This is a genomic window from Curtobacterium sp. 1544 (assembly GCF_040544915.1).
GTDB lineage: Bacteria > Actinomycetota > Actinomycetes > Actinomycetales > Microbacteriaceae > Curtobacterium > Curtobacterium pusillum_C.
Genome location: NZ_JBEPKX010000037.1, coordinates 1 through 12,020 on the forward strand (window position 1 = coordinate 1; position 12,020 = coordinate 12,020).

9 protein-coding genes are annotated in these 12,020 nt (G+C 71.2%); 5 read left to right on the forward strand and 4 right to left on the reverse strand.

The window, feature by feature from the left end:
• Positions 1–239: 239 nt before the first annotated feature.
• Positions 240–1,679 carry a GMP reductase gene (guaB1, locus tag ABIC61_RS16840; RefSeq protein WP_354030844.1) on the reverse strand — a complete coding sequence of 480 codons (1,440 nt, stop codon included), beginning with the start codon at positions 1,677–1,679 and terminating at the stop codon, positions 240–242.
• A 212-nt stretch (positions 1,680–1,891) separates the two neighbouring features.
• Here guaB1 and ABIC61_RS16845 point away from each other — a divergent pair, with 212 nt between their 5' ends.
• Positions 1,892–5,632, forward strand: coding sequence for a multifunctional oxoglutarate decarboxylase/oxoglutarate dehydrogenase thiamine pyrophosphate-binding subunit/dihydrolipoyllysine-residue succinyltransferase subunit (locus ABIC61_RS16845; protein ID WP_354030845.1), 3,741 nt, complete (start codon positions 1,892–1,894; stop codon positions 5,630–5,632).
• A 91-nt stretch (positions 5,633–5,723) separates the two neighbouring features.
• Here the strand turns inward: ABIC61_RS16845 and ABIC61_RS16850 are convergent, their stop codons facing one another.
• Entirely contained in the window at positions 5,724–6,164 is a 441-nt protein-coding gene (locus ABIC61_RS16850; RefSeq protein ID WP_354030846.1) for a GNAT family N-acetyltransferase, read from the reverse strand.
• 122 nt (positions 6,165–6,286) lie between these two features.
• On the opposite strand from ABIC61_RS16850, the gene ABIC61_RS16855 reads away from it, so the two are divergent.
• Together ABIC61_RS16855 and ABIC61_RS16860 are read left to right on the forward strand one after the other, a co-directional pair.
• Positions 6,287–6,868 carry a hypothetical protein gene (locus ABIC61_RS16855; protein ID WP_354030847.1) on the forward strand — a complete coding sequence of 194 codons (582 nt, stop codon included), beginning with the start codon at positions 6,287–6,289 and terminating at the stop codon, positions 6,866–6,868.
• 50 nt (positions 6,869–6,918) lie between these two features.
• Positions 6,919–8,316, forward strand: coding sequence for a LamG-like jellyroll fold domain-containing protein (locus tag ABIC61_RS16860; RefSeq protein WP_354030848.1), 1,398 nt, complete (start codon positions 6,919–6,921; stop codon positions 8,314–8,316).
• Between the two features lie 15 nt (positions 8,317–8,331).
• On the opposite strand, the gene ABIC61_RS16865 is transcribed toward ABIC61_RS16860, so the two are convergent.
• Both ABIC61_RS16865 and ABIC61_RS16870 read right to left on the reverse strand, forming a co-directional pair.
• On the reverse strand, positions 8,332–8,574 hold the full coding sequence (locus ABIC61_RS16865; RefSeq protein ID WP_079236294.1) for a zf-HC2 domain-containing protein: 243 nt from the start codon (positions 8,572–8,574) through the stop codon (positions 8,332–8,334).
• Entirely contained in the window at positions 8,571–9,344 is a 774-nt protein-coding gene (locus ABIC61_RS16870) for a sigma-70 family RNA polymerase sigma factor (protein ID WP_144749405.1), read from the reverse strand. The genes ABIC61_RS16865 and ABIC61_RS16870 overlap by 4 nt, the downstream gene beginning before the upstream one ends.
• Positions 9,345–9,470: 126 nt before the next feature.
• On the opposite strand from ABIC61_RS16870, the gene aroA reads away from it, so the two are divergent.
• Complete coding sequence (aroA, locus tag ABIC61_RS16875) at positions 9,471–10,835, forward strand: 3-phosphoshikimate 1-carboxyvinyltransferase (RefSeq protein ID WP_354030849.1); 1,365 nt, start codon at positions 9,471–9,473, stop codon at positions 10,833–10,835.
• A 4-nt stretch (positions 10,836–10,839) separates the two neighbouring features.
• The gene (gene rsgA, locus ABIC61_RS16880) at positions 10,840–11,886 is read left to right on the forward strand and encodes a ribosome small subunit-dependent GTPase A (RefSeq protein WP_354030850.1); all 1,047 of its coding nucleotides are present in this window, start codon (positions 10,840–10,842) and stop codon (positions 11,884–11,886) included.
• The last annotated feature ends 134 nt before the right edge of the window (positions 11,887–12,020 follow it).

The window sequence follows — 12,020 nt, forward strand, 5'->3', positions numbered from 1 at the left end:
GGGGGGGGGGGTTTGTTTTTTGGCCGGGGGGGGGGGGGGGGGGGGCGGGCCCCCCCCCGGGCGGGGGGGGGGGGGCCCGGGGCCCCCCCCGCCTCCCGTCCGTCCGTGGTCGCCACCACCCCGCCAAAGCGACAGTCTGCCGCCGAGCGGCGCCGTCCGTCCCGCCAAGGCGACACAATGCCGCGAACCTTCCGCGTCCATCTGTCGCTTTCGCGAACAGTGGCGGCGCGCGCAGCGCGCTACCAGCTCACGGGGAGCGGCTTGCCCTCCTCGTAGCCGGCGGCCGACTGGATGCCGACGAGCGCCCGCTCGGAGAACTCGGCGAGCGAGGACGCGCCAGCGTACGTCGCGGAGCTCCGCACGCCGGCGGTGATCATGTCGAGCAGGTCCTCCACGGAGGGCCGCTCCGGGTCGAGGTAGATCGTCGACGACGAGATGCCCTCGGCGAAGAGCGCCTTCCGAGCGCGCTCGTAGGGGTCGAGCCGCTCGAACCGCTCGCGCACGGCCTTCGCCGACGCCATGCCCCAGCTCTCCTTGTAGGCCTTGCCCGCGGCGTCACGACGGAGCACTCCGGGTGCCTCGAGCGTGCCCGCGAACCACGAACCGATCATCACGGCGGAGGCGCCGGCGGCCAGGGCGAGGGCGACGTCGCGGGGGTACCGGACGCCGCCGTCGGCCCACACGTGCGCGCCGAGCGACCGGGCGGCGGCGGCGGTCTCGAGGACCGCGGAGAACTGCGGCCGACCGACGGCCGTCATCATGCGGGTGGTGCACATGGCGCCCGGCCCGACACCGACCTTGATGATGCTCGCACCGGCGTCGACGAGGTGCGCGACCGCGTCGGCGGTGACGACGTTCCCGGCGACGAGGGGGATGTCGAGCCCCAGGGCAGCGACGGTGCGGAGGGCGCGGAGCATGCCCTCCTGGTGTCCGTGGGCGGTGTCGAGGACGAGCACGTCGACCCCGGCGGCCGCGAGGGCCTGCGCCTTCGCGGCAACGTCGCCGTTGATGCCGACCGCCGCGGCGACCCGGAGCCGTCCGGAGGCGTCGACGGCCGGCGTGTAGATGTCGGAGCGGATCGCGCTCGTCTGGCTCACGGTGCCGACGACCTTGCCGTGCCGCATCACCGGTGCGAAGTCGACCTCCGCGCCGCTCAGCACGTCGTACACGTGCCGGGGCGTGCCGGCGTCCTCGGCGTCGATCGCGGTCGAGGCGCCGTGCAGCAGGTCGCCGAGCGTGGCGTCGGGGCCGGCGGTGCCGAGGCGTCCGGCGGGCACGCAGCCGAGGTACTCCCCCGACGCGTCCCGCACGACCACGCCACGACCGGCGACGGGCAGGAGCTGCTCGAGGGCTTCGGCGACGGTGGTGTCCGCGCCGAGGTCGTAGGCGGTGTCGAAGTCGACCGGCTGGTCCTTCACCCACCGGATCGCCGCGTCGAGGTCCTGCAGGTGCATGTCCTGCGGCAGCACGCCGAGACCACCACGGCGGGCCAGGGTCGCGGCGAGGCGCGGGCCGGTCACCGAGTTCATGTTCGCGCTGACGATCGGGATGGTGGCGCCGGTGCCGTCGTTCGTCGAGAGGTCCACGTCGAAGCGGCTCGTCACCGCCGACCGGCTGGGGACGAGGAAGACGTCGGAGTAGGTCAGGTCGTGTGTCGGCCGCGTCTCGTAGAACCTCATGCGCCCCACTGTACGGCTCCGTCGGGTGGCCGGTCTGGGCGGGTCGGCACGCCTCCGGCGCGACACGCGCGACGGGCGGACGGGAGGCGCGACCCGCCTCGTCCTGACACCGAACGGTCATCTGTGAGCGGCTAGGCTTGGGACCTGTGCGGGGCAGGGTTGCCGCGCACGACACACACGAGCATCTATCGACGGAGAGTGGGCGATCGGCTGTGTCGAGCCATCTGACCGGAACGGACGAGACCGCGGGCGAATTCGGGGCGAACGAGTGGCTCGTCGACGAGCTCTACGAGCAGTTCGTCGCGGACAAGGAGTCGGTCGACAAGTCCTGGTGGCCGGTCCTCGAGAGCTACCACCGCACGCAGGGTGGTGACGCTCCGGCAGCGCCCGCTCCGACGTCCGCCCCGGCACCGTCCGGCGGCCAGCAGTCGTCGACCCAGCAGCCCGCGACTGGCGACGCCCCCGCCGAGGCCAAGTCCGGCCCCATCCAGGCGAAGACCACGTCCCGCCAGCCGACGCCGCAGCCGATCCCGGCCGAGGCGAACGACGAGGCCGACGACCACGAAGAGACCCACGAGGACGTCGCCACCCCGCTCCGGGGTATGGCGAAGACCCTGGCGTCGAACATGGACGCCTCGCTGACCGTCCCGACGGCGACGAGCGTGCGGACGATCCCGGCGAAGCTGATGATCGACAACCGCATCGTGGTCAACAACCACCTGCGCCGGGCGCGCGGCGGCAAGATCTCCTTCACGCACCTCATCGGCTGGGCGATGGTCCAGGCGCTCAAGGACTTCCCGAGCCAGAACGTGTTCTACGAAGAGCGCGACGGCAAGCCCTTCGTGGTCCAGCCCGCACACGTGAACCTCGGCATCGCGATCGACGTCCCGAAGAAGGACGGCACACGCTCCCTGCTCGTCCCGAGCATCAAGCGCGCCGAGACCCTGACGTTCGGCCAGTTCCTCTCCGCCTACGAGGACCTCGTCAAGCGCGCCCGCGACAACAAGCTCACGCCGACCGACTTCCAGGGCACGACGATCTCCCTGACGAACCCCGGCGGGATCGGCACGGTGCACTCGGTCCCCCGTCTGACGAAGGGGCAGGGTGCGATCATCGGCGCCGGCGCCCTCGAGTACCCCGCGCAGTTCCAGGGCTCGGCGTCGAAGACCCTCGTCGAACTCGGCATCGGCAAGACGATCACGCTGACGAGCACCTACGACCACCGCGTCATCCAGGGCGCCGGTTCGGGCGAGTACCTCAAGAAGGTGCACGAGCGACTCATCGGCGAGCACGGCTTCTACGAGGGCATCTTCGCGGCGCTCCGGATCCCGTACAAGCCGATCCAGTGGGCGAACGACATCAACGTCGACCTGGCGCACCGGGTCAACAAGACAGCGCGCGTGCAAGAGCTCATCAACAGCTTCCGCGTCCGTGGGCACCTGATGGCGGACATCGACCCGCTCGAGTACCGGCAGCGCACGCACCCCGACCTCGAGATCGAGAGCCACGGGCTGACCTTCTGGGACCTCGACCGCGAGTTCGTCACGGGTGGCCTCGCCGGCACCACGAACGCCCCGTTGCGCGACGTCCTCGGGATCCTCCGCGACGCCTACTGCCGCACGGTCGGCATCGAGTACATGCACATCCAGGACCCGGAGCAGCGTCGCTGGGTGCAGGCCCACATCGAGGTCCCGTACTCGAAGCCGTCGAAGGACGAGCAGCTGCGGGTCCTCGGCAAGCTCAACGAGGCCGAGGCGTTCGAGACCTTCCTGCAGACGAAGTACGTCGGGCAGAAGCGGTTCTCGCTCGAGGGCGGCGAGTCGACCATCGCGTTCCTCGACACCCTCATCCAGCACGCCGCCACCGCCGGCCTCGACGAGGTCGCCATCGGCATGGCGCACCGCGGACGCCTCAACGTGCTCACGAACATCGCCGGCAAGACGTACGGGCAGATCTTCCGCGAGTTCGAGGGCTCCTCGCTCCCGGGCTCCGTGTCCGGTCAGGGCTCGGGCGACGTGAAGTACCACGTCGGCACCGAGGGCGTGTTCCGTGCATCGGACGGCACCGCGATCCCGGTGACGATCGCCGCGAACCCGTCCCACCTCGAGGCCGTCGACGGTGTGCTCGAGGGCATCGTCCGCGCCAAGCAGGACCGGGAGGCGCCGGGCACGTTCGGGGTCCTCCCCGTGCTCGTGCACGGCGATGCGGCCATGGCGGGCCAGGGCGTGGTGGTCGAGACGCTGCAGATGTCCCAGCTGCGCGGCTACCGCACCGGCGGCACCGTGCACCTCGTCATCAACAACCAGGTCGGGTTCACCACCCCGCCGGAGTCAGCCCGCAGCTCGGTGTACTCCACCGACGTCGCGAAGACGATCCAGGCGCCGATCTTCCACGTGAACGGCGACGACCCCGAGGCCGTGGCCCGCGTCGCGGAGCTCGCCTTCGCGTACCGCGAGGAGTTCCACCGCGACGTCGTCATCGACCTCATCTGCTACCGCCGCCGCGGCCACAACGAGGGCGACGACCCCTCGATGACGCAGCCGATGATGTACAACCTCATCGAGGCGAAGCGCTCCGTCCGGACCCTCTACACCGAGGCCCTCGTCGGCCGCGGCGACATCACACAAGAGGAGTACGACGAGGCGCACCGCGACTTCCAGGACCGCCTGGAGCGTGCCTTCGCGGAGACGCACGAGGCACAGACCGGCACGATCCCGGTGATCACGGTGGACGACGACGGTGCCGTGCAGGGGCTCGAACGCCCCGCCGCGCAGCGCGACGACTCCGAGAACGAGGTGCACGACACCGCGGTCTCCGAGGAACTCGTGCACGCGATCGGCGATGCGCACAGCAACCCGCCGGCCGGATTCTCGATCCACCCGAAGCTCCAGCAGCTGCTGTCGAAGCGCACCGACATGACGCGCAACGGCGGTATCGACTGGGCGATGGCCGAGCTCATGGCGATCGGCTCGCTGCTCGTCGAGGGCAAGCCCGTGCGGCTCGCAGGCCAGGACGCCCGTCGCGGCACCTTCGTCCAGCGCCAGGCCGTGTTCCACGACCGGGTGAACGGCCAGGAGTGGCTGCCGCTCGCGAACCTCACCGAGGACCAGGCACGCCTGTACATCTACGACTCGCTCCTCAGCGAGTACGCGGCGATGGCGTTCGAGTACGGCTACTCGGTCGAGCGTCCCGAGGCACTCGTGCTCTGGGAGGCGCAGTTCGGCGACTTCGCGAACGGCGCCCAGACCGTGATCGACGAGTTCATCTCCTCCGCCGAGCAGAAGTGGGGACAGCGCTCCGGCCTCGTGCTCCTGCTCCCCCACGGCTACGAGGGCCAGGGACCGGACCACTCGTCCGCCCGCATCGAGCGGTACCTGCAGCTCTGCGCCGAGGACAACATGGTGGTGGCACGGCCGTCGACCCCGGCGTCGTACTTCCACCTGCTGCGCCGCCAGGCCTGGGAGCGTCCGCAGAAGCCGCTCATCGTCTTCTCGCCGAAGGCCATGCTCCGGCTGCGCCAGGCGACGAGCGCGGTGGACGCCTTCACGACCGGCACCTTCCAGGAGGTCATCGACGACGACCGCGTGGCCGACAGGTCCGCCGTGCGCCGTGTCGTCCTGCACTCGGGCAAGGTGCACCACGACCTGCGGGCCGAGGTCGAGAAGCGCGGGGCCACCGACGTCGCCCTCGTGCGCCTCGAGCAGCTCGCACCGCTGCCCCTCGAGCGCATCCTCGAGGTCCTGGCCGGCTACCCGGACGCCGACGTCGTGTGGGCGCAGGAGGAGCCGGAGAACCAGGGTGCCTGGCCGTTCGTCTGCATGAACCTGTCACCGCACCTGGACGGCCGGCCGCTGTCGGTCGCCGCACGTGCCGCGAGTGCCGCACCGGCCACGGGGTCCTCGAAGCGATCCGCGCAGGAGGCCACCGAGGTCATCGCGAAGGCGTTGAGCTAGGAGCGGCGCAAAACACCGGTGTTCGTCGAACGCACCGCGTCATGCGGGTGTTCCACCGACGAACACCGGTGTTTTGCGTTCCAGTCTCCCGCTACGCGATCTTGGTGTAGCGCACCCCGGCGTCGTGGTACCCGCGCTTCTGGTAGAAGCGGTGCGCGCTGTCCGTCGCGGCCGCACTGACGGCACTGAGGCGACGCGCGCCCTGCTCGACCGCCCACGTCTCGAAGGTACCGATGAGCGCGGAACCCGTGCCGAGCCTCCTGGCTGACGGGTCGACGACCAGCAGGAGGAGCTGCGCCGTCGGTTCGTCGCTCGCGTACGCCCAGGTGACCTGGGCGCCGGCGACCGCGACCGCGCGCCCGTCCTCGTCCCGGATCAGCCATGTCCGGTGCCCAGCCTCGGCCGTGAGGCGTTCGAGCCGGGCGCGCATCGAGGCGTCGTCGACCTCGTGTCCCAACAGGCGGACGAGGGCGGCGACGTCGGCGACGTCCGTGTCGGACCAGGTGGCGATCGACTCGGCGGAGAGGGTCATGGACGCGACCCTACCCGGGGTGGTGGGCGTGTTGCGACGGGAACTGTTCCATCGCATTCCGTATTGATATACACTGTTGGCATATCACCAAACAGGTGAACCTCCCGACGACAGGACCGACCATGCACCTCACCGCCCGTCACGGCCGCACCGCGGCCTGGATCGCCCTCCCCCTCGCCGTCGTGGCCAGCGCCGCCGTCATCGCGACGGCCTCGTACGCCGCCTTCTCCGACACCACGGAGAACGCCGGCAACGCCTGGCGCACCGGCGCCGTGTCGCTGACCGACGACGACCAGGGCACGGCGCTGTTCTCCGCCGACGACCTCGTGCCCGGGTCCTCCGGCCAGAACTGCATCACCGTCACCGCCGACACGACGAACGCCTCGACCGTGAAGCTGTACACGGCGGACCAGACCGACCCGTCCGACATCGGGCAGTACCTCGGCATGACCGTCGAGCGCGGCACGCTCGGTACGCCGGGTGACTGCAGCACCTTCACCGCCGGCTCGACGGTGCACGACGGCACGCTCGCCGAACTGATGGACACGGACGCGTTCGGCAGCGGCGTCGACGACTGGCAGCCCGCCGTCGGCACGACGAGCACGACCTACCGGTTCAGCTACGACCTCGACGACGCCACCCCGAACACCGCGCAGGAGTCCGAGGTCGGCACGACGTTCGTCTGGGAAGCCCAGACGGCCTGACCCGACCGGACACCGACAACAGCAGCCCGCCCGACCCCGAGGAGCAGCCGATGACCCGGAACCCGACCACCGTACGGTGCGCCGGCGACCTGCCCCGGCTGCTCCTCGCGGTCACCGCTCGGACCGTGCTCTGGTCGGTGCTCCTCCTCGCCGTGTGGGCGATGCTCCCGGCCGCGTTCGACTGGCGCATGACCACCGTGGTCTCCGAGTCGATGGCGCCCGCCGTCCGTGCGGGAGACGTCGTGGCCGCCCTGCCCGTCGACGGCACGTCCGTCTCGACCGGCCAGGTGCTGCTCGTGGCGGACCCGGACCACGACGACCGCCGTCGGCTGCACCGCCTCGAACGCATCGAGGCCGACGGCGGGCTCCGACTCCGGGGCGATGCCAACCCGGAACCGGACCGGACAGCCGTCCGTCCCGGGGCCGTGCTCGGCGTCGGCGTCCTCCGCTTCCCGTTCGTCGGTCTGCCGTCGGTGTGGATCCGGAACGGCGACTGGCTCACCCTCGTCACGGCTGCCCTCGCCGCCGGCGCACTCGCCGTCGTCGCTCGGAGCGACCGAGCCCTGCGGTCCGGCGAACCTTGTCCTCGCTGCGGCGCGCCGCGCTGGGACCTGCACGCCACCGCGATCGGAGCGGAGGAGCGTTCGACGAACGCGATGGCGTTCCCCGTGATCGCCGCGGTCCTGCTCGTCGCCGTCACCGGCAGCACCGCCGGGGCCGGGTTCAGCGGTGCGACGGGGACGGCGGCCGCGCTGGGCACGGCCGAGTCGTTCGCGTGCTTCCACCGCGACACCGACGGCGCGGTCCTGGCGTGGGACTTCGCGGAGAAGGACGGGCCGCTCGTCCGCGACGTCAGCGGCCACGGCGCGGACGGCCGGTTCGTCGGTCGTGCGTCGCGGGTCGACCAGGACTGCTCCGGGAACCCGTGGAGCACCTACCCGAGCACGGGCACCGACGACTACGCCCTCACCGACACGAAGGTCGCCGGACCGCAGGTGTTCTCGATCGAGGTGTGGTTCCGCTCCGCAGACTCATCCGGGGGCCGGATCTTCGGCTTCACGTCCGACACCGCGCCGGCGTCGACGTACCGCGATCGCCACCTCTACGTCGACTCCACCGGGGTGCTGCGCTTCGGGGTGCAGGGTTCGAACGCGTTCAACTTCGCCATCGGAGCGGGTACCGTCGCCGACGGGTCGTGGCACCACGCCGTCGCGACCTTCGAAGCCCGGTCGATGACGCTGTACGTCGACGGCCAGTTCGCTGCGCGCCGTACGGACGCGATCACTCTCCGGCAGTACGACGGCCACTGGCGAACTGGTCGAGGAACACTCGCGAGTTGGCCGGGTGCGGGCACGTACAACTTCACCGGGGACATCGACAGCGCCCGGGTCTACGACCGCGTGCTCGACGCCGCAGCAGTCGCCGAGCACTTCGCAGCCGGACGCTGACGCCCGGCAGCGGTGTCAGTGGGTCGCCTGCTCCACCCGGATCCGGGCGAGGATCTCACTCCGCAACTGGTCGGGAGCCGTCTCCTTGCACGCGCGACGGACCGTCTCGATCAGGACCACGCCGACGCGGTGCTCGGTCGTGCAGTCCTCGCAGTCCTCCATGTGCTCACGGATGTCCGCCGCGTCCTCGCGGCAGAGCTCCCCGTGCAGGAACTCCTCGAGCTCGGCCTTCGCCTTCGAGCAGTCGCAGCCGCTCATCGTGCTTCCTTCCCTTCGACGCGACCCGAGGTCGCAGCAACCTTCCGGCCGCGTCCGCGCATCGTCGCCGTCGACGCTGCGTCCGGGACGATGCCGGTCTCACGTGCATGGTCCGCCAGGAGCCCCCGGAGGAGTCGGCGTCCACGGTGGAGACGGCTCATGACCGTGCCCACGGGGGTCTTCATGATGTCGGCGATCTCCTGGTACGAGAACCCCTCGACGTCGGCGAAGTAGACGGCCATCCGGAAGTCCTCGGGGATGGCCTGCAACGCGTCCTTCACGGCGGAGGACGGCAGGTGGTCGATGGCGTCGGCCTCGGCGGAACGCGCCGAGATCGACTGCGTCACGCTCTCCGCGCCGCCCAGCTGCCAGTCCTCGAGCTCGTCGATGGTGCCCTGGTACGGGTTGCGCTGGTTCTTGCGGTACGTGTTGATGAACGTGTTCGTGAGGATCCGGTACAGCCAGGCCTTCAGGTTCGTGCCCTGCTTGAACTGCCGGAACGCCGCGAACGCCTTGACGAAGGTCTCCTGCACGAGGTCGGAGGCGTCGGCCGGGTTGCGGGTCATCCGCATCGCGGCACCGTAGAGCTGGTCCATGAAGGGCAGCGCCTGGTCCTCGAAGAGGGAGCGGAGTTCGGCGTCGGAGACGGTCTTCGCGTCGACGACGTCGTCCGTCTCGAGCGCTTCCTGCTCCTCGGAGACCGCGTCGAGCTGCGCCTCGGTCTCCGCGACCAGGTCGTGCGGTGCTGCCTGCGGTTCGTCGGTCGTCATCGCCGCCAAGTCTAGGCCGCGGGCGTCCCCGAGCGTCGTCGGCTCGGCGGGCACGGCGGTTCGGGGCCGTGCGAGTGTTGCTGTCGCCAATGATCCTCCCGGTGCGTTCAGTACCCTTGTGAACCGATGGCAGCCACGACGCATTCCCAGTCCCGGACCGAGCCCTGGATCGCACCGCTCGCACGCGGTCCCCTGCGCGGCGACGTGTCGCTGCCCGGGTCGAAGTCGCTGACGAACCGGGAGCTCGTGCTCGCCGCCCTCGCCGACGGCCCGTCCACGATCCACCTCCCGCTGCACTCCCGCGACTCCGCGCTGATGATCGCGGGGCTCCGGCAGCTCGGCGTCGGGATCGAGGAGTTGCAGGGCGACAACCCCTACGGCCCGGACCTCCGCATCACGCCGGCTCCGATGCACGGCGACGTGCGGCTCGACTGCGGGCTCGCCGGCACGGTCATGCGCTTCCTGCCGCCCCTCGCCGCACTGGCGGTCGGGCCGGTGACGGTCGACGGCGACCCGTACGCGCGGAAGCGCCCGATGCACGCCATCATCCAGGCGCTCGTCGACCTCGGGGTGGACGTCACCGACGACGGCGGCGGAGCGATGCCGTTCGCGCTCACCGGCACCGGCTCGGTCCGTGGCGGCGCCCTGACCATCGACGCGTCGGCGTCGTCCCAGTTCGTCTCCGGGCTGCTGCTGTCCGCTCCGCGGTTCGACGAGGGGCTGCACCTCACGCACGTCGGCGAGCACCTGCCGAGCCTGCCCCACATCGACATGACGGTCGACGTGCTCCGCGCCCGCGGCGTCCGCGTCGACCAGCCCGCCGTCGGCGAGTGGGTCGTGCACCCCGGGCCGATCGCGGCGCGCGACGTGACCATCGAGCCCGACCTGTCGAACGCCGCACCGTTCGCGGCCGCCGCGCTCGTTGCGGGCGGCTCCGTCCGCATCCGCACCTGGCCGACGTCGACCACGCAGGTCGGGGCCGACCTCGAGACGCTCCTGCCCCTGTGGGGCGCGACCGTCACGCGGGACGGCGACGACCTCGTGTTCGACGGCGGCGTCGGGATCCGAGGTGGCGCCTCCCTCCCGGGTCTCGACCTGGACCTCAGCCGCGGCGGTGAACTCGCCCCGGCGCTCGTCGCGCTCGCGGCGCTGGCCGGCGGTCCCACGGAGATCACCGGGATCGGTCACCTGCGTGGGCACGAGACGGACCGTCTCGCCGCGCTCGCCGCGGACGTCAACCGGTCTGGAGGCGCGGTGCAGGAACTCGACGACGGCCTCCGGATCGAGCCTGCCGCGCTCCACGGCAGTGACTGGGGCGCGTACGACGACCACCGGATGGCGACGGCCGGCGCGATCGTCGGCCTCGTCGTCGACGGCGTCGCCGTCGACGACATCGGCTCGACCGCGAAGACGCTGCCGCAGTTCCCGGAGCTGTGGGCGGCGCTGGTGGCGTCGTCGGGTCCGGCTTCGTCCGCTCCGGCCGAGAGGTGATCCGATGAGCTGGTGGGACGACGTCGACGGGGACGACACGGACGCGGACGAACCGTACGGGCAGTACGACGAGTCGAGTGTGCGGGTCCGTCCGAACCCGAAGGGCAACCGACCACGTACGAAGGTCCGGCCGACGTACGACGACGCCCCGACCGGCTGGGTGACGAACGTCGACCGCGGCCGGTTCGGCGTGCTGGTCGGCGACCGGGTCATCACGGCCACGAAGGCGCGTGAACTCGGGAAGAAGTCCGTCGTCACCGGCGACACCGTCCACCTCGCCGGCGACGTCTCCGGGGAACCGGGGTCGCTCGCCCGCATCGTGAAGGTCGCCGAGCGCAGCACACTGCTGCGCCGCAGCGCCGACGACTCCGACGAGGTCGAGCGCGTCATCGTGGCGAACGCCGACCAGATGCTCATCGTCGTGGCCGCCGCCGACCCCGAGCCGCGCACCCGCCTGATCGACCGGTACCTCGTGGCCGCGTTCGACGCGGGCCTCGACCCGATCCTCTGCATCACCAAGACCGACCTCGCCGATCCCACGGCGTTCCTCGCGCACTTCGCCTGCCTGGACCTGCGCATCGTGACGAGCCGCTCGGACGACGTGCCGTTCGACGCCCTGCACGAAGTCCTCGACGACAAGGTCACCGTGACCGTCGGGCACTCGGGCGTCGGGAAGTCGACGCTCGTGAACGCGTTGACCGGGTCCTCCCGCGCGACCGGGGTCGTCAACTCGGTCACCGGTCGGGGGCGGCACACCTCGTCGTCGTCCATCGCGCTGCAGGTGCGGGACGGCGGCTGGATCATCGACACACCGGGCGTGCGGTCCTTCGGGCTCGGACACGTCGACCCCGCGAACGTCTTCCGGGCCTTCGCCTCGCACGCCGTCCCCGTCCGGGAGCCCGCGGACGGCATCCCGCTCGACCAGGCGCACGACTGGGAGATCGTCGACCGGGTGCAGGACGGCGAGCTCGGGCCGACCGGTGTCGAGCGGCTCGACTCCTTCCGGGCGCTCCTGACCGGCATGGGCGCGTCCGACCCCGGCCTGGAGTAGCCCGGCTCCGCGCAGTGTGCGAGGTTCCGCGCTGCGTGCGAGGCCGGAGCCCTCCCACGGTGCACGGAACCTCGCCTGCTCCGAACCCGACCTCGCACGGTGCGAGGTCGGGCCGGGTCGACAGGTGCGCACCG

What these genes read in the sequence shown, in the direction of transcription:
- guaB1 (WP_354030844.1), bottom strand. Translation starts at nt 1,679, where the DNA reads ATGAGGTTCTACGAGACGCGGCCGACACACGACCTGACCTACTCCGAC.
- ABIC61_RS16850 (WP_354030846.1), bottom strand. Translation starts at nt 6,164, where the DNA reads ATGACCCTCTCCGCCGAGTCGATCGCCACCTGGTCCGACACGGACGTC.
- ABIC61_RS16855 (WP_354030847.1), top strand. Translation starts at nt 6,287, where the DNA reads ATGCACCTCACCGCCCGTCACGGCCGCACCGCGGCCTGGATCGCCCTC.
- ABIC61_RS16860 (WP_354030848.1), top strand. Translation starts at nt 6,919, where the DNA reads ATGACCCGGAACCCGACCACCGTACGGTGCGCCGGCGACCTGCCCCGG.
- ABIC61_RS16865 (WP_079236294.1), bottom strand. Translation starts at nt 8,574, where the DNA reads ATGAGCGGCTGCGACTGCTCGAAGGCGAAGGCCGAGCTCGAGGAGTTC.
- ABIC61_RS16870 (WP_144749405.1), bottom strand. Translation starts at nt 9,344, where the DNA reads ATGACGACCGACGAACCGCAGGCAGCACCGCACGACCTGGTCGCGGAG.
- aroA (WP_354030849.1), top strand. Translation starts at nt 9,471, where the DNA reads ATGGCAGCCACGACGCATTCCCAGTCCCGGACCGAGCCCTGGATCGCA.
- rsgA (WP_354030850.1), top strand. Translation starts at nt 10,840, where the DNA reads ATGAGCTGGTGGGACGACGTCGACGGGGACGACACGGACGCGGACGAA.